The sequence below is a fragment of the Ensifer sp. LC384 genome, from assembly GCF_001695865.1.
Lineage (GTDB): Bacteria > Pseudomonadota > Alphaproteobacteria > Rhizobiales > Rhizobiaceae > Ensifer.
The window spans coordinates 244,906-269,511 of sequence record NZ_MBST01000045.1; the positions used below are offsets into that span (position 1 = coordinate 244,906).

19 protein-coding genes and 1 riboswitch are annotated in these 24,606 nt (G+C 61.9%); of the genes, 6 read left to right on the forward strand and 13 right to left on the reverse strand.

The genetic code is table 11. The features are described 5' to 3' along the window. Positions 1-44 precede the first annotated feature (44 nt). From gcvP to gcvT, 3 genes are read right to left on the reverse strand one after another with little or no spacing between them, the layout of a single operon-like run. Complete coding sequence (gene gcvP, locus BC363_RS26390; protein ID WP_065780254.1) at positions 45-2,909, reverse strand: aminomethyl-transferring glycine dehydrogenase; 2,865 nt, start codon at positions 2,907-2,909, stop codon at positions 45-47. Continuing rightward, positions 2,909-3,271 carry a glycine cleavage system protein GcvH gene (gene gcvH, locus BC363_RS26395; RefSeq protein ID WP_065780256.1) on the reverse strand — a complete coding sequence of 121 codons (363 nt, stop codon included), beginning with the start codon at positions 3,269-3,271 and terminating at the stop codon, positions 2,909-2,911. Before gcvH ends, gcvP begins: the two co-directional genes overlap by 1 nt. A gap of 16 nt (positions 3,272-3,287) precedes the next feature. Next, positions 3,288-4,427, reverse strand: a complete 1,140-nt coding sequence (gene gcvT / locus BC363_RS26400; protein ID WP_065780258.1) for a glycine cleavage system aminomethyltransferase GcvT — start codon at positions 4,425-4,427, stop codon at positions 3,288-3,290. 142 nt (positions 4,428-4,569) lie between these two features. Beyond that, a riboswitch (glycine riboswitch) is annotated at positions 4,570-4,657 on the reverse strand. A gap of 160 nt (positions 4,658-4,817) precedes the next feature. Between gcvT and BC363_RS26405 the strand changes: the two genes are divergently transcribed. Further along, positions 4,818-5,207 (forward strand): hypothetical protein, encoded by a 390-nt coding sequence (locus BC363_RS26405; RefSeq protein ID WP_065780259.1) that lies wholly within the window; start codon positions 4,818-4,820, stop codon positions 5,205-5,207. A 94-nt stretch (positions 5,208-5,301) separates the two neighbouring features. Then, complete coding sequence (locus BC363_RS26410) at positions 5,302-6,285, forward strand: DUF1775 domain-containing protein (protein ID WP_065780261.1); 984 nt, start codon at positions 5,302-5,304, stop codon at positions 6,283-6,285. Between the two features lie 28 nt (positions 6,286-6,313). Here BC363_RS26410 and BC363_RS26415 read toward each other — a convergent pair whose 3' ends face one another. From BC363_RS26415 to BC363_RS26425, 3 genes are all read right to left on the reverse strand, one after another. Continuing rightward, complete coding sequence (locus BC363_RS26415) at positions 6,314-6,673, reverse strand: hypothetical protein (RefSeq protein ID WP_065780263.1); 360 nt, start codon at positions 6,671-6,673, stop codon at positions 6,314-6,316. A 249-nt stretch (positions 6,674-6,922) separates the two neighbouring features. Then, positions 6,923-7,237 (reverse strand): chaperone modulator CbpM, encoded by a 315-nt coding sequence (locus BC363_RS26420; RefSeq protein ID WP_065780266.1) that lies wholly within the window; start codon positions 7,235-7,237, stop codon positions 6,923-6,925. Then, positions 7,234-8,154, reverse strand: a complete 921-nt coding sequence (locus BC363_RS26425; protein ID WP_065780268.1) for a DnaJ C-terminal domain-containing protein — start codon at positions 8,152-8,154, stop codon at positions 7,234-7,236. Before BC363_RS26425 ends, BC363_RS26420 begins: the two co-directional genes overlap by 4 nt. A 253-nt stretch (positions 8,155-8,407) precedes the next feature. Between BC363_RS26425 and BC363_RS26430 the strand changes: the two genes are divergently transcribed. Both BC363_RS26430 and BC363_RS35720 read left to right on the forward strand, forming a co-directional pair. Next, entirely contained in the window at positions 8,408-8,650 is a 243-nt protein-coding gene (locus BC363_RS26430) for a hypothetical protein (RefSeq protein WP_065780270.1), read from the forward strand. A gap of 335 nt (positions 8,651-8,985) precedes the next feature. Next, positions 8,986-9,138, forward strand: coding sequence for a hypothetical protein (locus tag BC363_RS35720; protein WP_161491367.1), 153 nt, complete (start codon positions 8,986-8,988; stop codon positions 9,136-9,138). A 148-nt stretch (positions 9,139-9,286) separates the two neighbouring features. Here the strand turns inward: BC363_RS35720 and BC363_RS26435 are convergent, their stop codons facing one another. From BC363_RS26435 to uvrA, 5 genes are all read right to left on the reverse strand, one after another. Further along, a complete protein-coding gene (locus BC363_RS26435; protein ID WP_065780272.1) occupies positions 9,287-9,721 on the reverse strand; it encodes a GNAT family N-acetyltransferase in 435 nt (144 codons plus the stop codon). Between the two features lie 178 nt (positions 9,722-9,899). Continuing rightward, positions 9,900-13,706 carry a vitamin B12-dependent ribonucleotide reductase gene (locus BC363_RS26440; protein WP_065780274.1) on the reverse strand — a complete coding sequence of 1,269 codons (3,807 nt, stop codon included), beginning with the start codon at positions 13,704-13,706 and terminating at the stop codon, positions 9,900-9,902. A 685-nt stretch (positions 13,707-14,391) separates the two neighbouring features. Beyond that, positions 14,392-15,195, reverse strand: coding sequence for a DUF72 domain-containing protein (locus BC363_RS26445; protein WP_065780276.1), 804 nt, complete (start codon positions 15,193-15,195; stop codon positions 14,392-14,394). A gap of 89 nt (positions 15,196-15,284) precedes the next feature. Then, positions 15,285-15,704, reverse strand: coding sequence for a GNAT family N-acetyltransferase (locus BC363_RS26450; protein ID WP_065780375.1), 420 nt, complete (start codon positions 15,702-15,704; stop codon positions 15,285-15,287). A 44-nt stretch (positions 15,705-15,748) separates the two neighbouring features. After that, complete coding sequence (gene uvrA / locus BC363_RS26455) at positions 15,749-18,670, reverse strand: excinuclease ABC subunit UvrA (protein WP_065780278.1); 2,922 nt, start codon at positions 18,668-18,670, stop codon at positions 15,749-15,751. A gap of 280 nt (positions 18,671-18,950) precedes the next feature. Between uvrA and BC363_RS26460 the strand changes: the two genes are divergently transcribed. Further along, on the forward strand, positions 18,951-19,496 hold the full coding sequence (locus BC363_RS26460) for a single-stranded DNA-binding protein (protein WP_065780279.1): 546 nt from the start codon (positions 18,951-18,953) through the stop codon (positions 19,494-19,496). A gap of 377 nt (positions 19,497-19,873) precedes the next feature. Here the strand turns inward: BC363_RS26460 and BC363_RS26465 are convergent, their stop codons facing one another. Then, positions 19,874-20,503 carry a MarC family protein gene (locus tag BC363_RS26465; protein ID WP_053247458.1) on the reverse strand — a complete coding sequence of 210 codons (630 nt, stop codon included), beginning with the start codon at positions 20,501-20,503 and terminating at the stop codon, positions 19,874-19,876. Positions 20,504-20,821: 318 nt separating this feature from the next. On the opposite strand from BC363_RS26465, the gene gyrA reads away from it, so the two are divergent. Further along, complete coding sequence (gyrA, locus tag BC363_RS26470; RefSeq protein WP_065780282.1) at positions 20,822-23,599, forward strand: DNA gyrase subunit A; 2,778 nt, start codon at positions 20,822-20,824, stop codon at positions 23,597-23,599. A gap of 46 nt (positions 23,600-23,645) precedes the next feature. On the opposite strand, the gene BC363_RS26475 is transcribed toward gyrA, so the two are convergent. Continuing rightward, positions 23,646-24,560 carry a LysR family transcriptional regulator gene (locus BC363_RS26475; protein ID WP_065780283.1) on the reverse strand — a complete coding sequence of 305 codons (915 nt, stop codon included), beginning with the start codon at positions 24,558-24,560 and terminating at the stop codon, positions 23,646-23,648. Between the last annotated feature and the right edge of the window lie 46 nt (positions 24,561-24,606).

Sequence of the window (24,606 nt, forward strand, 5' to 3'; positions counted from 1 at the left end):
GGATACGGGGCGCGCCGTTGCGGCGCGCCCCGCCTATCATCAGCTTATTCTGCTGCTTCCGCGTAGCTTTCCAGTGGCGGGCAGGTGCAGACGAGGTTGCGGTCGCCGAAGACGTTGTCGACGCGGTTGACCGGCGACCAGTACTTGTCGACCCGGAAGGCGCCCGGCGGGTAGCAGGCCTGTTCGCGCGAATAGGGACGATCCCAATCGCCGACCAGGTCTTCGACCGTGTGCGGAGCGTTCTTCAGCGGATTGTTCACCTTGTCCATCCGGCCTTCCTCGATGGCGCGGGCTTCCTCGCGGATTGCCAGCATTGCATCACAGAAGCGGTCGATCTCGGCCTTGGTTTCCGATTCCGTCGGCTCGATCATCAGCGTGCCGGCGACCGGCCAGCTCATGGTCGGAGCGTGGAAACCGCAGTCGATCAGGCGCTTGGCAACGTCGTCAACGGTGACGCCGGCGCTTTCGACCAGCGGACGGGTGTCGATGATGCACTCATGCGCCACACGGCCCTTGGACGACTTGTAGAGCACCTCGTAGGCGCCTTTCAGCCTTGCGGCGATGTAGTTGGCGTTGAGGATCGCCACCTTCGTCGCCTGGGTCAGGCCTTCGCCGCCCATCATCAGGCAGTAGCTCCAGGAGATCGGCAGGATCGAGGCCGAGCCGAAGGGAGCTGCCGAAACCGCACCGTCATTGCCATCCGTTTCCGGGTGGCCCGGCAGGTAAGGTGCCAGATGCGCCTTGACGCCGATCGGGCCCATGCCGGGACCGCCGCCGCCATGCGGAATGCAGAAGGTCTTGTGCAGGTTCAGGTGGCTGACGTCGGAGCCGATGTCGCCGGGGCGGGCAAGGCCGACCATGGCATTCATGTTGGCGCCGTCCAGGTAGACCTGGCCGCCGTGCTTGTGCACGATCTCGCAGACCTCACGCACGTTCTCCTCGAACACACCGTGCGTCGAGGGATAGGTGATCATGCAGCACGAGAGGTTTTCCGCGTACTGCTCGGCTTTCGCACGGAAATCGTCCATGTCGATGTCGCCGTTGTCGCTGACCTTGATAACAACGACCTTCATTCCGGCCATCTGGGCAGAGGCCGGGTTGGTGCCGTGGGCCGAGGTCGGGATCAGGCAGACATCACGATGGCCGTTGCCCTGCGCCAGGTGGTAGGCGCGGATCGTCAGCAGACCGGCATACTCGCCCTGGGCGCCGGAGTTCGGCTGCATGGAGATCGCGTCATAGCCGGTAACGGCGCAGAGCTTCTCCGACAGGTCCTCGATCATGTGCTGGTAGCCGGCGGCCTGATCCTTCGGAACGAAAGGATGGATTTCGGCAAATTCCGGCCAGGTGATCGGCAGCATCTCCGCCGTGGCGTTGAGTTTCATCGTGCAGGAGCCGAGCGGGATCATCGCCCGGTCGAGCGCGAGGTCGCGGTCCGAAAGACGGCGGATATAGCGCGTCATTTCGCTTTCGGCGCGGTTCATGTGGAAGATCGGATGGGTCAGGTATTCGCTGGTGCGCAGCAGCGGCTGCGGCAGGCGATAACCCGGCTCGAACTCTTCCACCTTGAAGTCGCCGCCAAAGGCCCGCCAGACGGCTTCGAGCGTGACGGGACGCGAGCGCTCGTCGAGGCTGATGCCGATCTTGGTGTCGCCGATCTTGCGCAGGTTGACTTCCTCGGCGACGGCGGTCTTGAGGATGATGCCCTGCAGCTTGCCGACATCGACAGTGATCGTATCGAAGAATACGTCCGGCTCGACAGTGTAGCCGAGCTTTTCGAGGCCCATGGCGAGGCGAACGGTCTTCTGGTGAACGCTCTGGGCAATCGCCTTGATGCCCTTCGGTCCATGGAAGACGGCATACATCGAGGCCATGACGGCAAGCAGCACCTGGGCGGTGCAGATGTTCGACGTCGCCTTTTCGCGGCGGATGTGCTGTTCGCGGGTCTGCAGCGACAGACGATAGGCGCGGTTGCCGCGCGCGTCGACGGAGACGCCGACGAGACGGCCGGGCATCGAGCGCTTGTGCGCGTCCTTGACGGCCATGTAGGCGGCATGCGGGCCGCCATAGCCGACCGGAACGCCGAAGCGCTGGGTGCAGCCGATGGCAATGTCCGCACCCATTTCGCCGGGCGACTTCAGCAGCGCAAGTGCCAGCGGATCGGCCGCGACCGTCGCGATCGCGCCGGTCTGGTGCAGGCGGGCGATCAGGCCGGTGAAGTCATGGACGTGGCCGTAGGTGCCCGGGTACTGGAAGATGGCGCCGAAGACATCGACCGGATCGAGATCGGTGAACGGGTTGCCGATGATGATCTGCCAGCCGAGCGGCTCGGCACGGGTCTTCAGGAGAGCGATCGTCTGCGGATGGCAGTTCTCATCGACGAAGAAGGCTTTCGCCTTGGACTTTGAGACACGTTCGGCCATCGCCATCGCTTCGGCGGCGGCCGTCGCTTCGTCGAGCAGCGAGGCATTGGCAACGTCGAGGCCGGTCAGGTCGCAGACCATGGTCTGGTAGTTGAGCAGCGCTTCCAGGCGACCCTGGCTGATTTCCGGCTGATACGGCGTGTAAGCCGTGTACCAGGCCGGGTTTTCCAGGATGTTGCGCTGGATGACCGGCGGCGTGATCGTGCCGTAATAACCCTGGCCGATCAGCGACACAAGCTTCTGGTTGCGGTTGGCGGTTTCGCGCATCTTGTCGAGCGCTTCGCGCTCGGTCATCGGCGCGCCCCAGGCGAGCGGCGTCTTCTGACGGATCGACGGCGGCACGGTGTCATCGATGAGGGCGTCGAGCGACGGATAACCGACGACCTTCAGCATCTCATCCATTTCGGCCGGCGACGGACCGATATGACGCCGGTTGGCGAAGTCATACGGCTTGTAGTCGGTAAAGGTGAAGTCCTTGGGCATGCTCATCAGGCGACGAGCTCCTTGTAGGCCGCTTCGTCGAGAAGGGCGTCGGCTGCGTTCGGATCGGCGAGTTTCAGCTTGAAGAACCAGGCAGCGCCCTGCGGGTCGCTGTTGACCAGCGACGGGTCGTCAACGATCGCCTGGTTGATTTCGACGATTTCGCCATCAAGTGGACAATAAACGTCGGATGCTGCCTTGACGGATTCAACGGTTGCGGCCGTGTCGCCCTTGGCAAAGGTGGAGCCGGTTTCCGGCAGTTCCACAAAGACGAGGTCGCCGAGCTGGCCGGCCGCGTGTTCGGTGATACCGACCGTTGCTACGCCAGCTTCGACCTTCAGCCACTCGTGTTCGTCGGTGAACTTCAACATTTGCGCTCTCTCCTGATCAGCGTTTGTAGGTTTGTTTGACAAAGGGCAGGGCGGCGACGACGACCGGCAGATATTTGCCGCGCACCTCCGCATAAACCGTCGTGCCGTTGTCGGTATGGGTGGCGTCGACATAGCCCATGGCAACCGGGCCATCGACGGTGGGGCCGAATCCGCCTGATGTAACCTTGCCGACGAGCGTCTTGCCCTCGGTGTCGGCAAAAAGATTGGCGCCGCCGCGCACCGGCGCGCGGCCCTCGGGCTTCAGGCCGACGCGGCGGCGAGATGCGCCTTCTGCGAACTGGCCAAGAATGCGATCCGCGCCGGGAAAGCCGCCCTCGCGGGCGCCACCGGCACGCCGGCTCTTCTGCATCGCCCATTCGATGGCGCCTTCGACCGGCGTGGTCGTGGTATCGATATCACTGCCGTAGAGACAAAGGCCCGCTTCGAGACGCAGCGAATCGCGCGCGCCGAGGCCGATCGGCTTGACATCAGGATGTTCGAGCAGCCGCTGGGTGACGTCGGTGGCCGATACCGAGGGAATGGAAATCTCGAAACCGTCTTCGCCGGTGTAGCCGGAGCGGGAGATGATGCAGGTAACATCGTGCAGATCGGCTTCGGCGACATCCATGAAGCGCATGGCCGAGACGTCAGCCCACAATTCGCCAAGAACTGCCTCGGCGTGCGGTCCCTGCAACGCGATAAGCGCGCGATCGTCCAGCATCGTGACTTCGCAGATGTCGGCGAGGCCCTTCTTCAAATGCTCGAAATCGGCATCCTTGCAGGCGGCGTTGACGACCAGGAAGAGGTGGTCGCCGCGGTTGGCGATCATCAGGTCGTCAAGAATGCCGCCTTCGGCATTGGTGAAGATCGCATAACGCTGCCGGCCCTCGGCAAGGCCGACCACATCGACCGGCACCAGCTTTTCCAGCGCCAGGGCTGCGTCCTCGATCTTGCCGGACTTCGGCCGGACGATGACCTGGCCCATGTGCGAGACGTCGAACAGGCCTGCCGCGGTGCGCGTATGCAGGTGCTCCTTCATCACGCCGTCGGGGTATTGGACCGGCATGCTGTAGCCGGCAAAGGGCACCATGCGGGCACCCAGCGACAGATGCAGCGCATGCAGCGGCGTATGTTTCAAATGGGAAATCTCTTCCAACTCCGGCCTCCAGGTCTGGCGCACGCGCGCCGGCTCACACTTCCGGCGTCAGACGCCGTCAAATTCGAGCCCCCTCTGTCCCTTTGCCTGAGATTGTTATCCCTTCGGCGAGCGCAAAAACGCTTCTCTCCAGAGTCCTACCGGCACCTTGCTGGTCCTTTGGCCTGAGAGTTTCCGGGGCGGTTGCTCCTTCGGCACCGGAGCGAACCGGTTTCTCCCAACAAGATCGCCTCCAAATAACGGCGAACCCGTGAACTTGGCAAGGGGGCGGTGTCGCGGTCAAACACATTTTTGTCGCAGCGATTTTCAGTCGCGGAAACGGGTGCGTCAATTCTGCCTTTGCATTCTCCTCCGCTTGAGGATAACTCAGGATCGATACCGGGGACGACAATGACTAGGTGCGAAGGACATTTGCGGATCGCTGTGCGGATCGTCGCCGCCTTCGCGCTCGTCATCCTGTCCTTCGCGCATAAGCCGGCGATGGCGAAAAGCCTGACGCCTGCAGAGATCGCAGCCTACCAGCTCCCCGACGGAACCATCGCCGATATCTGCTTCGGCATGGACGGCATCGACCACGATAGCGGCAAGTCGCCATCAATGGCGCCGGTCTGCGAGGCCTGCCGGCTCGCGGGCGCTGCCCTGCTACCGACGCCGCCGCAGCAAAGCGAACGCGCAGAAACCGGCAGCTGGCGCACCAATCTGCACCGCGCGCAAGGCGAAATCACCGTCCGGCACCTGCGCCTTCTGCCGCCGCCGCGCGGACCTCCTCACCAGTCGTAACGCTTCCACCGCATTCAATTTCAATGCGCCGCGATGGCGGCATCGACCACGACAGCACCGGGCTCCCACCGGCATGTGGTCAGGAGTGTACGACATGAACACGACCAGACTGACTGTGCTTTCCCTCGGCCTTACGCTTACGACCGCAAGCATCGCCCACGCACATGCGACGTTCGAAACCGACAGCGCGCAATCTGAAACGAGCTTCAAGGCGGTGCTGCAGGTGCCGCATGGGTGCGACGGCAAGGCAACGACCGAAGTGCAGATGAAGCTGCCCGAAGGCTTCGTCTTTGCCAAGCCACAGCCAAAGCCCGGCTGGGAGCTGGAAATCATCAAGGGCGATTACCAGAAGACCTATGACAATCACGGTGACAAGGTCTCGTCCGGCCCGATCGAGATCCGCTGGAAAGGCGGCAATCTGCCCGAGGAGTTCTTCGACACCTTCGTCGTCAAGGGTAAGATCTCAGGCTTCGACAAGGAAACCGTACTTGCCTTCCCGACCACCCAGCTGTGCGGTACCGACGGTAAGGTGGTTTGGGACGAGGTGGCCGCCGAAGGCCAGAGCGCACATGACCTGAAGAGCCCGGCGCCCACCGTGACGGTGACGCTGGCCGGTGGCGACGAGCATGCCGGTCACGGCGAGCATATGGCTGCGGACGGTCCGGTAAAGGTTGGCGACCTCGAAATTTCCGGCGGCGCGGCCAAGGCGATGCTGCCGGGGGCCAAGGTTGGCGGCGGCTTCCTGACGATCAAGAACGGCGGCAGCGTTGACGACCGGCTCATGGCAGTCGAGAGCGCGGTCGCAGGTCGCGTCGAGATCCACGAAATGGCGATGGAGAACGACGTGATGAAGATGCGCAAGCTCGATGACGGCGTTGCCATCCCCGCCGGGGAGACCGTCAAGCTCAAGGCCGGCGGCCTGCATCTGATGTTCATGCAGGTGTCGAAGCCGTTTGCCGAGGGCGAAGCGGTGCCGGTTACGCTCGTCTTCGAGAAGGCCGGTAAGGTCGATGCCACGCTTGCCGTGGGTACGCCGAGCGGTGGCGCTGCGGCTGCGGGCGGTCAAAAGCACCACTGACGAATCTGATGTGACGCGCGGCTCTGCCTCAGGCGGCGGCGCCGTTCTCATCTTCCTGGCCGGCGGGATCTTCCTGCCGGCCATTGTGTTTGCGCTCTTCGGGCATGTCCTCGTCGTCGCGCATGTATTCGAGATAGCGGCGCAAGGTTTCCGCCTCGGTCTGCTGGGGCAGCCGGCCGTCGGCGCTCATCAGCATCAAAGACAGGGGCAGGGCGCCCTTCATCTTCGGAACGGATGCGGGGGTGATCGTGGGCTCGCCGGAACGACGGGTCGAAAGCAGGGTGATCGCCTCGTCGGCCGAGCCATCACCGGACACACGCGCTTTCGGCTTGACGGCTTCTGCCGCATAGGCCGCTGTGGTCGCGGATACCGTAACGACCTGTACCACTTTCTCCGCCTGCCTTCCCCGGTTATCAATCCTTTCCTTTTTGCGCGATTTCGCTTGAAGCCAGGTGAAAATAGGCGGTCGCCTTTTAGTCGAATCCTAACGATTGCCTCGATGGAGCCCGAGCAGGGTCTCCGCGGGCCGGCGCCGGTGGAAAGTAAGTCGCAGGCAGGCGCGGCCGCAGGACTTCGTCAACACCTTGCTCGTTGCCGAAACCGTTGGTCTTGTCGCGATGCCGGCGATCGCGGTTGATTATTCGTCTTCGACCCGAGACAGTATCAGCCTCTGAATGTCCGGATCCTGGCTGCGGATTGCCGTCATCAACGCGCCCAACCGGCCGCGAAGGCCATGGATCTGATCGAGCAACTGCATGGCGACGTCGACGCCTTCATCGTTGACGCCCATGGGGCCGGTCAGGTCCTGGATGAGCCGGGCACGGGCGAGATCATCGTTTTCGAAGTGCCAGCCGCTCTCGGCCCGGCGCGGCACAAGCCAGCGCTGCTCGACCCAGACCTTGAGCACCGTGACCTCGATTTGGAGGTGTTCGCAAAACTCGCTGTCGTTCATGCGTTGCCTCCCAGGTTCTTGCGCGGATTCTCCGCTTTTCCGGCCGCCCAGCCCTCGACGAAGGCGGCGAGCGCCGGATCTGCCTGCGGCGAAAGCGTGATCTTCAACGTCACATAGGCATCGCCATGGCCGCCACCCGGCTTGCGCAGGCCTTTGCCCTTCAGCCGCAAGACCTTGCCGGTGTTGGAGTTCGGCGGGATCGTGACATTGACGGCGCCGTCCATGGTCGGAACCCGGATCTTGCCGCCAAGCACCGCTTCGCTCAGCGAAATCGGAATGTCATAGCGCACATCCTCGCCATCCAGCTGGAACAGCGAATGCGGCCGCACGCGAATGTCGATCAGCGCGTCACCGGCGGCCGCGCCGTTGAGACCGGGCTCACCCTTGCCGCGCAGACGCAGCGTCTGGCCGTCGCGCGTACCCGGTGGGATCGTCAGATCAAGGGCCGGCCCGCCACCCGGCAGGCTGATCTGTTTCTTGGCGCCATTGACCGCCTCGAGCAGATCGATCTCCATCGAGAAATGTGCATCGCGCCCGCGCATGGATTGTTGGCCCCGACCACGACGAGAAAAGAAGCTGGAGAAGATATCGTCCGCATCGCCGAAATCGGAGAAGCCGTGGGCGCTTTCGTAGCGCCCGGCCGTGTCGCCGGCTCCGGCATAATCGCGGTAGAAGTTTCTCGGTGCCGTTTCCGCGCCGGTCTCGTCGATTTCGCCGCGATCGTACTTGCCGCGCTTCTCCTCGTCGCTCAGCAGCGCGTAGGCGGCCGATACCGCCTTGAAACGATCCTCGGCTCCCTTGTCTCCGGGATTGAGATCGGGATGAAGTTTCTTGGCGAGCTTGCGGTAGGCGCTCTGAATATCTTTTTGCCTGGCGTCCCGGTTGACGCCCAGGGTTTCGTAAGGACTGCTCGGCATGCGGTCTCCCTCAGACTGAAGCGATCGACAGTGAATCAGGTTGTGCGGTACAGCTCACATGTCCCAATCCAATTGGGTGATCGGTCGCTTGACGACAAGCATAGGGCAGCGGCGTGGAAACGACAGGGAGAAAACGAACGGCGGCCGATTTGTGCTCTTATTTCGCGAGTAAACCGTTTCTGCTACAATCCGGACTCTGGAACCATTCGCAAAAGGCAGCGTTCCCATTGGGTGGTTCTCGAGGGAGGCCAGCATGTCCGTACGCCTGCAGCTTGCCATCATGGTTGGACTAATGATCAACGCCGTGCTCTTCGGCATCGGTGCAGTCATCGTTCTCTCCATTCCGGTGCTGGCCGACAACGCCAAGTACTTCCTACCGGTCGTCGTGGTGACGTGTTTCATCCTCACGCCCTTCATCGCGTGGGTCATGGCGCCGCGCCTCCGGCTGCGTTACTGGCGAGAGCGCGAGCATTCGGGCAAACATCTGTCGACGTGAGATTTCGTTTCGGTTTTCCCTGGGCAGGCGGCTTGAGGCAAGTTTCTGAGAGCCAGGCACCTCGGCGCCCGCCGTTGTCTGCCTGGTTCACCCTTCTGGCAGTAAGAGCGCTGGCGCGTTCAAAGCCAGGGCCATGACCAGAACGACGGCCTGGCCTGAAGCAGGCGCGTTTGCCGCACTCAAGTTACACGCAGGCATTGAACACATCACAGGCAAGCACAAATTAGCCTTAAACAATCAATGTCCTTGATACTCACCGCGCCGAGTATCATAGAATTGTCGGGTCAAATCGTCATGCGTCGCTTCGGCGGTAGCGCACGGCCGAAGATCAAACGATGCTGAAGGAGCAAAAGCCTATGAAAACCGCGATGTTGCTACTCGTTCTCTCCACCTTGGCTGCCTGTGCGCAAACCACGGGTGGTGGTTATGGTGTGAATTATGTTGGCGGCGACGGCGACTATTACCAGGGCATCGTCTCACCGAAATAATCCGGTGAGGGCAGACTGGAATCCCATGGAAATGGGCATTTCGCCAAAACGGCTTCGGTTGCGCGGGTGCGATCTCCCACGCTCCCATCAACCGAAGCAATGGTCGCGTCAGGGCCAGCGACGCGAACGCGTCTGCCTTTGAAGTCAGCTAACTCTCAAACCGCTTCTTCAGGAAATAACGCGGGATAGCACCGGACCCGCCCTCCAGCTGGCCGAACACCTCGAATCCCCGCTTTTCGTAAAACGGCCGTGCCTGGAATTCGAAAGTATCGAGCCAAAGGCCGATGTAACCGCGATCGCGCGCAATCTTCTCCGCTTCGGCGATCAATCGCTGCCCCAGGCCTTGGCCGCGGAAACTTTCCGGCACCGCGAGATAGCGGATGAAACCCCAGCCATAGCCATCTGTCGCATAAAGCCCGCCGATTGCCGCCTTCGTTTCGGGATCGCGAATGAGGACGGCGAAGCCAGGCTGGTCGACCATACCGCTGTGCGCATCGTTATAGGCATCAAGCGTCGCGACGATCGTGCGTAGATCGTCCTTGCTCGGATCTTCGAGGATGATGTCGATGTTGGGGACAGTCATTTGGGATGAACTCGCGTTCGACAAGTGAAACAGCTTTGGGAGCCTGCACCATGCACATCGTTCGGACACACGGCTCGAGCATCAGTGCAATCTTAGGTTCCCTGTTTGTTCCAAGTTGCAAGCCAGCCCGAAGTTTCCTCCGGGCTGGCCTTTATTCTTCAAGAGATTCCAGCAGATATCAGCTGCAGCCGCTGGTGGCGCCGCAGGTGTCGCACTTCTCGCAAGTGCCGTTGCGCACCATGGTGAAGTTCTGGCACTCGGAGCAGATGTTGCCGGTATAGCCCTGCATGATCGAGCGGGCGCGGCGTTCGGCTTCGAGCTTCTTGGCGTCCGACTTGGCCGATGCCGCTTCGGCGGCCGCCTTGTCGGAGAACAGGGCCGTCACTTCCGTTACCGTCTCGCTGACCGTTTCCTCGGCGATTTCCTCGGCGAGTTCCGCCGCGCGCTCTTCGTAGTCGCGCTTGAAGGCGACGATTTCAGAGGTTGCGATCGCTGTCGTCTGCTCGATCTTGCGGACCGTGTTGCCGGCAATCGAGGTTACCGTTGCACTGGAGGAGGCACGGGCAGGGGCAGCGGTCGACGAACCCTTCGGCTCACCGGCGCGATCGGCCGTGCCGCCGACGATGGAGGGCTTGTAGCCGCGGGTCCAGCCGGTGGAGATCAGGTTGGTCTTGCCTTCCTGGATCCCTTTGCCGAGCGCCGTGTTGCTGAAGTCGGACGTGTCGACATGGGCCAGATCGTGACGGCCGAGGTAAGACACGGCCAGTTCGCGGAAGACGTAGTCGAGGATCGACGTCGCGTTCTTGATCGCGTCGTTGCCCTGGACCATGCCGGCCGGCTCGAACTTGGTGAAGGTGAAGGCCTCCACATATTCTTCCAGCGGCACGCCGTATTGCAGGCCGAGCGAGATGGCGATCGCGAAGTTGTTCATCATCGCCCGGAAGGCGGCACCTTCCTTGTGCATGTCGATGAAGATCTCGCCGAGGCGGCCATCGCCGAATTCGCCGGTGCGCAGGTAGACCTTGTGGCCACCGACAACCGCCTTCTGGGTGTAACCCTGGCGGCGGTTCGGCAGCTTTTCGCGGGCGCGGATCACCTTCTCGATGACGCGCTCGACGATCTTCTCCGTGATGGTCACGGCCTGGGCAGCGGCCGGCGCCTGGATCAGATCCTCCAGCGCATCCTCGTCGTTCTCGTCTTCGATCAACGAGGCATTCAGCGGCTGCGACAGCTTGGAACCATCGCGATAAAGCGCGTTGGCCTTCAGCGCCAGCTTCCAGGAGAGCATGTAGGCGTTCTTGCAATCCTCGACGGTCGCCTCGTTCGGCATGTTGATCGTCTTGGAGATGGCGCCCGAGATGAACGGCTGGGCGGCAGCCATCATGCGGATGTGGCTTTCGACCGAGAGGTAACGCTTGCCGATCTTGCCGCACGGGTTGGCGCAATCGAAGACGGGCAGGTGTTCGTTCTTGAGGAACGGCGCGCCTTCAAGCGTCATCGCGCCGCAAACGTGGATGTTGGCCGCTTCGATATCCTTCTTCGAGAAGCCCATGTGCTCCAGGAGGTTGAAGTCCATCTGCGCGAGCTGCTCGTCGGTGACCTTCAGCGCACCCTTGAGGAAGTCCGCGCCGAGCGTCCACTGGTTGAAGACGAACTTGATGTCGAAGGCCGACTTCAGGGCAGCGTTGACGGCCTCGACCTTCTCGTCGATGAAGCCCTTGGCCTTCAGCGTCGAGGGGTTGATCGCAGGCGCCTGGTTGAGGTTGCCATGGCCGACGGCATAGGCTTCCATCTCGGCAAGCTGGCTCTCGGTGTAGCCGAGCGAACGCAGAGCTTCCGGAACGGCGCGGTTGATGATCTTGAAGTAACCGCCACCGGCGAGCTTCTTGAACTTGACCAGCGCGAAATCGGGCTCGATGCCGGTCGTGTCGCAGTCCATGACAAGGCCGATCGTGCCGGTCGGCGCGATGACGGTTGCCTGGGCGTTGCGGTAGCCGTGCTTCTCGCCGAGCTCCAGCGCCTTGTCCCAGGCGCTCATGGCGTGGATGACGAGGTCCTGGTCCGGATTTTCGCCATGGATGAGGGCGACCGGGTTGACCGAGAGGCCTTCATAGCCCGTCGTCTCGCCATAAGCGGCGCGGCGATGGTTGCGGATGACGCGCAGCATGTTGTCGCGGTTCGGCGCAAAGCCCGGGAACGGACCGAGCTTGGCCGCCATTTCCGCCGAAGTGGCATAGGAAACGCCGGTCATGATCGCCGTCAGCGCGCCGGCAATGGCGCGGCCTTCGGTCGAGTCATAGGGAATGCCGGAGGACATCAGCAGGCCGCCGATATTGGCATAGCCGAGGCCGAGCGTGCGGTATTCGTAGGACAGTTCGGCAATCTCGCGGGACGGGAACTGCGCCATCATCACGGAGACTTCGAGGACCACGGTCCACAGACGCACGGCGTGCTCGTAGTCGGCGATGTTGATGCGCTTCGTCGCCGCGTCCTTGAACATCATCAGGTTCAGCGAGGCGAGGTTGCAGGCGGTGTCGTCGAGGAACATGTATTCCGAGCACGGGTTCGACGCACGGATCGGGCCGGCGGCGGGGCTGGTGTGCCAGTCGTTCATCGTCGTGTTGAAGTGCAGGCCCGGATCGGCCGACGCCCAGGCGGCGTAAGAGATCGACTCCCAGAGGTCGCGCGCCTTCAGCGTCTTCATCACGCGGCCGTCCTTGCGGGCGGTCAGGTGCCAGTCGCCATCGGCTTCGACGGCGCGCAGGAAGTCATCCTTGATCGAGACGGAGTTGTTGGAATTCTGGCCCGAAACCGTGAGATAGGCTTCCGAGTCCCAGTCGGTGTCGTAGGTCTTGAACTCGAGGTCCTTGTAACCCTGCTTGGCGAACTGGATGACCCGTTGGACGTAATTCTCAGGAACCAGCGCCTGCTTTGCAGCGCGGATCTCGCGCTTGAGCGCCGGGTTCTGCTTGGGGTCGTAGCAGGCATCGTCGGTGCCGTCGCAGTTGACGCAGGCCTTCATGATCGCCTTCAAATGCTTGGCGACGACCTTCGAGCCGGTGACGAGCGCTGCAACCTTCTGCTCCTCCTTCACCTTCCAGTTGATGTATTCCTCGATATCCGGGTGGTCGATATCGACGACGACCATCTTGGCGGCGCGACGGGTGGTGCCACCGGACTTGATGGCACCGGCTGCGCGGTCGCCGATCTTCAGGAAGGACATCAGGCCCGACGACTTGCCGCCGCCCGAAAGCTTTTCGCCTTCGCTGCGCAGATGCGAGAAGTTGGAGCCGGTGCCGGAGCCGTACTTGAACAGGCGCGCCTCACGCACCCAAAGGTCCATGATGCCGCCCTCGTTGACGAGGTCGTCGGCAACCGACTGGATGAAGCAGGCATGCGGCTGCGGGTGTTCGTAGGCAGACTTGGACTTCGTCAGCTTGCCGGTGAAGGGATCGACATAGAAGTGGCCCTGGCCGGGGCCGTCGATGCCATAGGCCCAATGCAGGCCTGTGTTGAACCATTGCGGGGAGTTTGGCGCGACGCGCTGGGTGGCGAGCATATAGGCAAGTTCGTCGCGGAAGGCGGAGGCGTCTTCTTCGCTGTCGAAGTAGCCGCCCTTCCAGCCCCAATAGGCCCAGGTGCCGGCCAGGCGATCGAAAACCTGACGGGCATCGGTTTCGGAACCGTACTGCTCATCCTTCGGCAGCGCCTTCAGCGCCTCCGTGTCGGGAACCGAGCGCCAGAGGAAGGAGGGGACATCGTTCTCCTCGACGCGCTTGAGCTTCGCAGGCACGCCGGCCTTGCGGAAATATTTCTGGGCGAGAATATCGGCGGCAACCTGACTGAACTGCGCCGGTACGTCGATATCGGCAAGACGGAAGACGATCGAGCCGTCCGGATTCTTGATTTCACTCGTAGCCTTGCGGAACTCTATCTCCGCATAGGCGGATTGCCCGGCTTTCGTGAAACGACGTTCGATCAGCATTGTCCCGTGTCCTTCGTGTTGCCATGCGCCCGCCACAGGCGCAGTTGTCCCCGCCCGGCCGCGGAGGCATTCCGCAGCCAGTCTCAGCTTCCGTCCTTGAAGGGAAACCCAGATTTGGGTGACCCTGTATCTTGTGAGGTAGGCTGGCTGCAAACACTAAATATAGTATCAACAACTTCGTTATGCCAGCCAAAAGTTGCTCAAGCAGGCCCGAAAATGCGCACAAAATCTCTCGCTGCGGCTCAAGCGGGGAACCCGCAATTACCGCCTGCCAGCACCGACGATTTGGTGAGATGAACCGGGCTCAAAACAATCCGGTCCGCCGCCGTCGCAACGTAAAATCCATTAACCGTGAATCGTCCCGGGGCGTCAAGGGGTGGTTTGTGACGGAAGTTTGAGCGCTAGATGTTGTGTGGATCGGCTGTGGAAAACGGGGACAGCGGCCAATGCCTTGAAAATCAGGCACTTCCGCAGGTTGTCTGTGACACTGCCGCAGCGGCAGGCGGAAAATGAAATTTTTGAAGGGTAAAAAAGCACATAAATGGCATCCGCAGGGGCAATCGCGATTGCGCCGCGACGACCGATGTGGGCGGCAGCGAACCTGATTCGTTCCAAGGTTCCTGAGGCCGCCCCACACGACCATTCAAAACATAGCGCGGGTGGTCTCCCGCGCCTCGCGTTACGGTCAGTCGACGCGTTTTTGCAGCTCGCGCGCGCCGTTCGGCGCATTCACCTTGCCTTCGGTGATGAAGAAGGCAAAGACATCGCGCGGCTCCTTCTTTGCCTTGCGATCGGGTGCGCTCTTGGCCAGCACATCCGGCTCTCCGCCGGCAGCAAAGGTTTTGGCGCGCTCCGCCCAGAGATCGAGCTGGTCGCTCGCATAGCAGGTCTTGATGTCGTCACTGCCCTTCTGCAGGCGCAGATAGACGAAATCGGCGGTGACATCGGCGATCATCGGATAGTCCGCATGTTCTGCGAGAACGACGGCCACCTTATATTTTTCAAGCAGGTCGACGAACTCGCGTACCTGGAACGTCGGATTGCGCACCTCGACGACGTGGCGCAGTGGCAGACCATCCTGCTTTTCCGGAAGGAGTTTGAGGAAGCCTTCGAAATCCTCCGGCTCGAACTTCTTCGTCGGCGCGAACTGCCACAGGATCGGCCCGAGATGGGGCCCGAGTTCCGTCAGCCCCTGCGTCAGGAATTTCTGCATGGATTCACCGGCATCGGCCAGAACCTTGCGATTAGTGACGAAGCGGCTGGCCTTCAGCGAAAAGATGAAACCATCCGGCACGTCGGCCGCCCACTTGGCGAAGGTTTCCGGCTTCTGCGACGAATAATAGGTGCCGTTGACCTCGATCGCCCGCAACTCCTTGCCGGCAAATTCAAGCTGTCGCTTCTTCGACAGGCGGTCGGGATAAAACGTGCCCTCCCAGGGCTCGAAGGTCCAACCGCCAATACCAACGCGGATCTTTCCGGATTGTGTCATCCCATCCTCCTCATGGCGGCAAATTCAAGCCGCATCTAGCTTTGTTCAACGGCCGTCCACGCTGCGGGCTTGGCCATATGCACCAGCGTCTACCCTGGCCGATAGGGGTTCGGGCGGCGACCCATTTCTTGAAAACCATAGGCACGGTAAAGTGCGATGCTTCGCTCCATCCGCGCATTGGCAGACGGCCGCACTTCCGCCACGCCCCGTTCGACCGCCTGCGCATCAAGGACTCGCAACAGTTCGATCCCAATTCCCTGGCCTTGGAAGGCGGGTGCAACCGCGATACTGAAGATCAAAAGGTGATCCGTCTGCCGTTCGAAAACGGCAAGCGCGGAAATCGCGTCGCCATCGTCTCGGATCCAGACCTCTTCGCGCGCGATGCGAGCCTCGTAATCCTCGGCTACGGGCAAGGGCGGTCCACCGAGCAGGACCGTATAGGGCGCGTAGGCTGCAACGGTGACATCCTGCACGGCGGGCAGGTCGTTCATCGTCGCCGGTCGCATCATCGCGAGACCGGCGACAGCGCTGCTCCGCCCGTTGCCCGAGACGCTCACTCGGCCGCCTCGACCTTTCTCATCGGACGACGCTCCAGCAGCTCCTTCAGGAACTGACCGGTGTAGGAGCGCGGCTCCTTGACCACGTCCTCCGGCGTTCCCTTGGCGATGACTTCACCACCGCCATCGCCGCCTTCGGGACCGAAGTCGATGACCCAGTCGGCCGTCTTGATGACTTCGAGATTGTGCTCGATGACGACGACGGAATTGCCCTGGTTGACGAGTTCATGCAGAACTTCAAGAAGCTTTGCCACGTCGTGGAAATGCAAGCCGGTCGTCGGTTCGTCGAGAATATAAAGCGTGCGTCCGGTCGAGCGCTTCGACAGTTCCTTGGCGAGCTTGACGCGCTGGGCTTCGCCGCCCGACAGCGTGTTTGCCTGCTGGCCGACCTTGATATAGCCAAGCCCCACCTGGTTCAGCGTCACCAGCTTGTCGCGCACGGCAGGAACGGCAGCAAAGAACTCCACGCCTTCCTCGACCGTCATGTCGAGCACGTCGGCGATCGACTTGCCCTTGAAGTGCACGTCCAGCGTTTCGCGGTTGTAGCGCTTGCCGTGGCAGACGTCGCAGGTGACGTAGACATCCGGCAGGAAGTGCATCTCGATCTTGATGACGCCGTCGCCCTGGCAGGCTTCGCAGCGCCCGCCCTTGACGTTGAAAGAGAAGCGGCCGGGCTGGTAGCCGCGGGCCTTGGCTTCCGGCAGCCCGGCGAACCAGTCGCGGATCGGGGTGAAGGCGCCGGTATAGGTGGCCGGGTTGGAGCGCGGCGTGCGGCCAATCGGCGACTGGTCGATGTCGATCACCTTGTCGATGTGCTCGAAGCCGTCGATACGGTCATGCTCGGCCGGGTTTTCGCGGGCACCCATGATACGACGGGCGGCTGCCTTGTAGAGCGTCTCGATCAGGAACGTGGACTTGCCGCCACCCGACACGCCGGTAACGGCCGTGAAAATGCCAAGCGGAATGGACGCCGTGACATTCTTCAGGTTATTGGCCCGCGCACCGACGACGGCGATTTCCTTTTTCTTCTTCGGCTTGCGGCGCTCGCTCGGCACGGCAACCGACAACTCGCCGGAGAGATATTTTCCGGTCAGCGACTTCGGATTCGAGATGACGTCCGCGGGCGACCCTTGCGCGATAACCTCGCCGCCGTGGATGCCGGCCGCCGGGCCGATATCGACGACATAGTCGGCGGTCAGGATCGCGTCTTCATCATGTTCGACGACGATGACGGTATTACCGATGTCGCGGAGGTGGCGCAGCGTATCGAGCAGGCGAGCGTTGTCGCGCTGATGCAGGCCGATCGACGGTTCGTCCAGCACGTAAAGCACGCCCGTCAGGCCGGAGCCGATCTGCGATGCCAGGCGAATGCGCTGGCTCTCGCCGCCCGACAGTGTGCCGGAGTTACGCGACAGGCTGAGATATTCGAGGCCAACGTCGTTGAGGAAGCGCAGGCGATCGCGGATCTCCTTGAGAATGCGAACCGCTATCTCGTTCTGCTTGGTGTTGAGATGCGCCGGCAGAGCCTCGAACCAGTCACGGGCGACGCGGATCGACATCTCGGTGACCTGACCGATATGCAGCGTGTCGATCTTGACCGCGAGCGCTTCCGGTTTCAGGCGGAAGCCGGCGCAGGCCGGGCAGGGGGCTGCCGACATATAGCGCTCGATCTCCTCGCGCGCCCAGGCGCTGTCGGTTTCCTTCCAGCGGCGCTCGAGGTTGGGCACGATGCCCTCGAAATTCTTGGTGGTGTTGTAGGAGCGGGCACCATCTTCATAGTGGAAGACGATCTTCTCCTCCGTGCCATGCAAGATGGCTTTCTGCGCGTCGGCAGACAGCTCGCTCCAGCGATTGCCGAGCTTGAAGCCGAAAACCTTGCCAAGCGCTTCCAGCGTCTGGTTGTAGTAGGGCGACGATGATTTCGCCCAGGGCGCGATCGCGCCGTCGCGCAGCGTCCTGTTGTCTTCAGGCACGATCAGCGCTTCGTCGATCTTCTGCTGGCTGCCGAGACCATCGCAGGTCGGGCAGGCGCCGAAAGGATTGTTGAACGAGAACAGGCGTGGCTCGATCTCGGAAATCGTAAAGCCGGAGACCGGGCAGGCGAATTTTTCCGAAAACAGCACGCGCTGGTGGGTTTCGTTGAGCGATTTGTTGGCCGAGCCGCCGGCAGCCGTTTCTTCCGGCGGCAGCGCCTTGTCGGCAAATTCGGCGACGGCAAGACCATCGGCCAGCGTCAGGCAGGTTTCCAGGCTGTCGGCCAGGCGCGAGGCAAGATCGGGCCGCACGACGACACGGTCGACGACCACGTCGATGTCGTGCTTGTACTTCTTGTCGAGCGCCGGAACCTCGGCGATTTCGTAGAAGGTGCCGTCGACCTTGACGCGCTGAAAACCCTTCTTCATCAGTTCGGCGAGTTCCTTCTTGTACTCGCCCTTGCGACCGCGCACGAGCGGCGCAAGGATATAAAGGCGCGTTCCTTCGCCGAAGGCGAGAACCCGGTCGACCATCTGGCTGACCGTCTGGCTCTCGATCGGCAACCCGGTCGCCGGCGAATAGGGCACACCGACGCGCGCGAAAAGCAGACGCATGTAGTCGTAGATCTCGGTCACGGTTCCGACGGTCGAGCGCGGGTTGCGCGAGGTCGTCTTCTGCTCGATCGAAATCGCCGGCGACAGGCCGTCGATCTGGTCGACATCCGGCTTCTGCATCATCTCGAGGAATTGGCGCGCATAGGCCGACAGGCTCTCGACGTAGCGGCGCTGGCCTTCGGCATAGATCGTATCAAAGGCAAGCGACGACTTGCCGGAGCCTGAAAGCCCGGTCATCACGATCAGCTTGTTGCGCGGCAGATCGAGGTCGATGCCCTTGAGATTGTGCTCGCGCGCGCCACGAATGGAGATGGTCTTGAGTTCGCTCATCGGAAGCCAGCTTTTGCATGTCGGTTGAAAGCCCCCTATGTAATGACGCTAACGCCCATGTCGAGGCGCAATCGGCAAAACTGGTGGCCATTTCGATTCGGTTGACAGGATCATAGTGAAATATTAGAACAAAGAAAGAACAAACAACGCGCAAATCGACCAAATCTGTTGTGGATTATGTATGATGCGGGGCGTATCCGCAGCGGCGGACCGCTAAGATGTGCGTTCTTGAAATTCGAAAGCCGTGCCGGTGGCGCGGCAAAACCACGGGAAAAGCAATATGGCTGGTAGTGTCAACAAGGTAATCTTGGTCGGCAACGTCGGGGCGGACCCGGAAATCCGGCGCACGCAGGACGGCCGGCCGATCGCCAACCTGCGCATTGCCACATCGGAGACCTGGCGCGACCGCAACAGCGGCGAACGTCGCGAGAAAACCGAATGGCACACCGTCGTCGTCTTCAACGAAGGCCTGTGCAAGGTCGTCGAGCAATACGTCAAGAAGGGCGCCAAGCTCTATATCGAAGGTGCGCTGCAGACCCGCAAATGGCAGGACCAGACCGGCAACGACCGTTACTCGACGGAAGTCGTGCTGCAGGGCTTCAACTCGACGCTGACGATGCTTGACGGTCGCGGCGAGGGCGGTGGCTCCGGCGTCAGCCGTGGCGGTTCGAGTGACTTCGGTGGCGGCGGTGGTGGCTACGACGACTACGACCAGCAGCCGCGCCAGTCCTCCGGTGGCGGACGCTCCGGCGGCGGCCAGGGTGGTCAGGGCAGCCAGGGTGGGGGCAACTTCTCGCGCGACCTGGACGACGACATCCCGTTCTGAGCCACGCCTCAGCGATCTGCCGTCGCGGAAGCACTGTGGCGACCAGCCTCAGACGATGCGGGTCTTGGTTTGGCAATATCGTGACATTGAAGAAGGGCCGGGAAACCGGCCCTTACGCCGTTGACGAACCTCGCCTCTGTGCAACACGCGGATCGCCAAAAGCTCCTCTCTTTGCGTCATGCTCGGGCTTGACCCGAGCATCCAGCGCCCCCTGGCCCTTGCGCCGTGGCGACAGGGTTGGATCCTCGGGTCAAGCCCGAGGATGACGGCAGAACGGTCGGACGGCGAAATCAGCTTTGTCATCAATCTCGGGCCGACATACGCCGGCCCTTCTTGCGTTCAAACGAAAGCCTCGGCCAGCCAACGTCGCAATGGCCTCAGATCGCCATTGCCGATTTCACGCCATCAACGACGAACTGAACCGCCAATGCCGCCAGGATAACGCCGAGCAGGCGGGTGAGGATTGCCCGGCCGGTGACGCCGAGAAAGCGGTCGATGCGTTCGGCGATAACAAGGGCCAGGAAGAGGCTGACCATCGACAGCGCGATGACGATCAGCAGCTGCGTGCGCTCGACCGCGGTCGGGAACGAGCCGGCGAGCAGGATCGTCGCAGAGATCGCGCCCGGTCCGGCAATCAGCGGCAGGGCGAGCGGGAACACGGCGATATTGTGGATGTGGTCCTTGACGGTGGCGTTTTCGCCGGTCTTTTCCTTCCGCTCCTGACGCTTCTCGAAAATCATCTCAAACGAGATCCAGAACAACAGCAGGCCGCCGGCGATGCGGAAGGCGCCGATGGAGATGCCGAGCAGACCGAGAATGCCGTTGCCGAATACGGCGAAGGCGGCAAGGATGAAGAAGGCGATCAGCGAGCCGCGCGTCGCGACCTGAAACCGTTCCTGCCGGCTGAGGCCGACCGTGAGGCTCAGAAAGATCGGGGCAAGGCCCGGCGGATCGAGCGTAACGAGCAGCGTGGTGAGTGCGTTGACCAGCAGGTCGACATTGAACATCCGTTTCCCCTTCCGGATTGTCACCCCGAGTTTTCCCGGTGGCGGATCGGCATTGTTAGGCAAGCGGAGGGGGCTTGGGAAGGGGTCGGTGGCCAAAGCTTAAGCAATAGCTTAATGAGGATGTGACGGAACCTTCTCACAGCCGTTCAGGCCGGGCAGCCGACTTTGTCGCCAGCACTTCCGATTTACGCTGCAATGCCCTAGAAAAGCCTGCTCCGACGGCAAAAGACTGTTCACAACCACGGGCCAAAATTGGCGCTTCCAGGCGCATTCGGCTATAAATATCCGACTGATTCTGAACAAAGATCGTGATCACAATTGACTGAGCAAAGCACTCCCGGCGGCGGAAAGACTCCGCCAGGCATCGAGCCGATTTCCATCATCGAGGAAATGCAGCGGTCCTATCTCGATTACGCCATGAGCGTCATCGTCAGCCGCGCGCTTCCAGATGTGCGTGACGGTCTGAAACCCGTTCATCGCCGCATCCTCTACGGGATGAGCGAACTCGGCATCGACTGGAACAAGAAGTACGTCAAATGCGCCCGTGTCACCGGCGACGTGATGGGTAAATACCACCCACACGGCAACTCGGCGATCTACGATGCGCTGGCGCGCATGGCCCAGGACTGGTCGCTGCGGCTGCCGCTGATCGACGGCCAAGGCAACTTCGGTTCCGTCGACGGCGACCCGCCGGCGGCAGAACGCTACACCGAATGCCGCCTGCAGAAGGCCGCGCACTCGCTGCTTGACGACCTCGACAAGGAAACGGTCGATTTCCGCGACAACTACGACGGCACGCTGAGCGAGCCGGTGGTGGTGCCCGCGAAGTTCCCGAACCTGCTCGTCAACGGCGCCGGCGGCATCGCGGTCGGCATGGCGACCAACATTCCGCCGCACAACCTCGTCGAAGTCATCAACGGCTGCGTGGCGCTGATCGACAATCCGGCGATCGAATTGCCGGAGTTGATGGAAATCATCCCAGGGCCTGACTTCCCGACCGGCGCGCTCATTCTCGGCCGCTCGGGCATCCGCTCGGCCTATGAGACCGGCCGCGGCTCGGTCATCATGCGCGGCCGTGCCCATATCGAGCCGATGCGCGGCGACCGCGAGCAGATCATCATCACCGAAATCCCCTATCAGGTGAACAAGGCGACAATGATCGAGAAGATGGCCGAACTGGTGCGCGACAAGCGCATCGAAGGCATCTCGGATCTGCGCGACGAGTCGGACCGTCAGGGCTATCGCGTCGTCGTCGAGCTCAAGCGCGACGCCAATGCCGACGTCATCCTGAACCAGCTTTACCGTTACACGCCGCTGCAGTCGTCCTTCGGCTGCAATATGGTGGCGCTCAACGGCGGCAAGCCGGAACAGATGACGCTCCTCGACATGCTGCGGGCCTTCGTCTCCTTCCGCGAGGAAGTCGTTAGCCGGAGAACGAAATACCTGCTGCGCAAGGCGCGTGACCGCGCCCACGTCCTGGTCGGCCTCGCCATCGCGGTTGCCAATATCGACGAAGTGATCAAGTTGATCCGGCATGCGCCCGATCCGCAGACCGCACGCGAACAGTTGATGGAGCGCCGCTGGCCGGCACATGACGTCGACAGCCTCATCCGGCTGATCGACGATCCGCGTCACCGGATCAACGAAGACAACACCTACAATCTGTCGGAAGAGCAGGCGCGCGCCATCCTCGACCTGCGTCTGCAGCGCCTGACCGCGCTCGGTCGCGACGAAATCGGCGACGAACTCAACAAGATCGGCGAGGAAATCAAGGATTACCTCGATATCCTGTCGTCGCGCCTTCGCATCATGACCATCGTCAAGGACGAACTCACCGCCGTTCGCGAGGAATTCGGCACGCCGCGTCGCAGCGAGATCGCCGAAGGCGGTCCCGACATGGACGACGAGGACCTGATCGCCCGCGAAGACATGGTCGTGACCGTCTCGCACCTCGGCTACATCAAGCGCGTGCCGTTGACGACCTATCGTGCGCAGCGTCGTGGCGGCAAGGGCCGCTCCGGCATGGCAACCAGGGACGAGGACTTCGTTACCCGGCTATTCGTTGCCAATACTCATACGCCGGTTCTGTTCTTCTCCTCGCGTGGCATCGTCTACAAGGAGAAGGTCTGGCGTCTGCCGATCGGCACGCCGCAGTCGCGCGGCAAGGCGCTGATCAACATGCTGCCGCTGGAACCCGGCGAACGCATCACGACGATCATGCCGCTGCCCGAGGACGAAACGACGTGGGAAAACCTCGACGTCATGTTCTCGACGACCCGTGGCACGGTTCGCCGCAACAAGCTGTCCGACTTCGTCCAGGTCAATCGCAACGGCAAGATCGCGATGAAGCTGGAGGAAGATGGCGACGAGATTCTCTCGGTCGACACCTGCACCGAACATGACGACGTCATGCTGACGACGGCGCTCGGCCAGTGCATCCGCTTCCCCGTCGACGACGTGCGCGTCTTTGCCGGCCGCAATTCGATCGGGGTGCGCGGCATCAACCTTGGCGATGGCGACCGCATCATCTCGATGGCCATCCTCGGCCATGTCGACGCCGAGCCATGGGAACGGGCAGCCTATCTGAAGCGCGCAGCCGCCGAGCGGCGCACGACGAACGGCGAAGAGGAAGAAATCGCTCTGGTCGGCGAGGAAGTCACCGAAGGCGGCGAACTCACCAACGAGCGCTACGAAGAGCTGAAGGCGCGCGAACAGTTCGTGCTGACGGTTTCGGAAAAGGGCTTCGGCAAGCGTTCGTCCTCCTACGATTTCCGCACCTCGGGTCGCGGCGGCAAGGGCATCCGCGCCACCGATACCTCGAAGACGGCAGAAATCGGCGTGCTCGTCGCGGCCTTCCCGATCGAAGACAACGACCAGATCATGCTCGTTTCCGATGGCGGCCAGCTGATCCGCGTGCCGATCAATGGTGTTCGGCTCGCCAGCCGCGCCACCAAGGGCGTGACGATCTTCTCGACGGCCAAGGACGAAAAGGTCGTCTCGGTCGAACGCATCAGCGAACCGGAAGGCGACGAAGAGGGCGAGGACCTGGTGGCTGCGGAAAACGGCGCATCGGAAACGCCTGAAGCCGAAGCCTGACAGACCGCTCCAACCAACTGAAAAGCCCGCCGATCGGCGGGCTTTTTTATTGAACAGTCGCAACTTCGGGCTGGCGAATGTAGGCTCTCAGGCCTTTGGCCAGCGCATCGAAGACCACACGGCAACGCGGCGCCGTCTTCAGGTTTTCATGCATGACGAGCCAGGTCTCGAGCTTCATTGTGAAGCCGTCCGCCAAGACTGGAAGAATGTCGGGATCCCGGGCGGCGAGCGCATTCTGGCAGATACCGATGCCAAAACCGGCGCGAATGGCGGCAAGCTGCGCGAGGTTGCTGTCAGCCTTCAGCGCAAAGCGCACCTCCGGCAGATCCGGCGAGCGGGCGATGATCGCCCGGATTGCCGCCGTCTCGCGATCATAGCCGATCAGGCTGTGCCGGCTGAGATCAGCAAGCGTCTTCGGCATGCCGCGCCGCTCGATGTATCGGCGGTGGGCATGAAAGCCGAGCGGCACCGCACCGATGTGAAGCGCCACCAGTGCATCCTGACTGGGCGCGGCCATGCGCACGGCAATCTCCGCCTCCTGCCGAAGGATATCCTCGATCGCATCGGACGCCGACAGCTCGATGGTCAGATCGGGATATTGCGCATGCAGCTCGGCGAGGATCGGCGGCAACACCTCGATACCGACCACTTCGCTGGCACTGATGCGCACTGTGCCGCTGACCGTGTCCTGCTGGCCGGAGGCGGCGCGAAGGAGGGCCGCTGACGTTGCGGCAAGTGTTTCTGCATAAGGCCGCAGCGCTTGGGCGGCATCGGTCGGCAGCAGCCCCTGCGGCGAACGGGTGAAGAGGGGAAAGCCGAGCATCGCTTCCATCGCATCGACATGGCGCCCGACGGTCGGCTGCGTCAGGCCGAGCTCGCGCCCGGCCGCCGATAGCGAGCCTTCTTTCAGCACCATCAGGAATGTCCGGTAGTAGTCCCAGCTCGGCTCGATCTTGCTCATACATAAAAGTATAACAACGAAACAGAAAACAGCAATTCCGTTTATC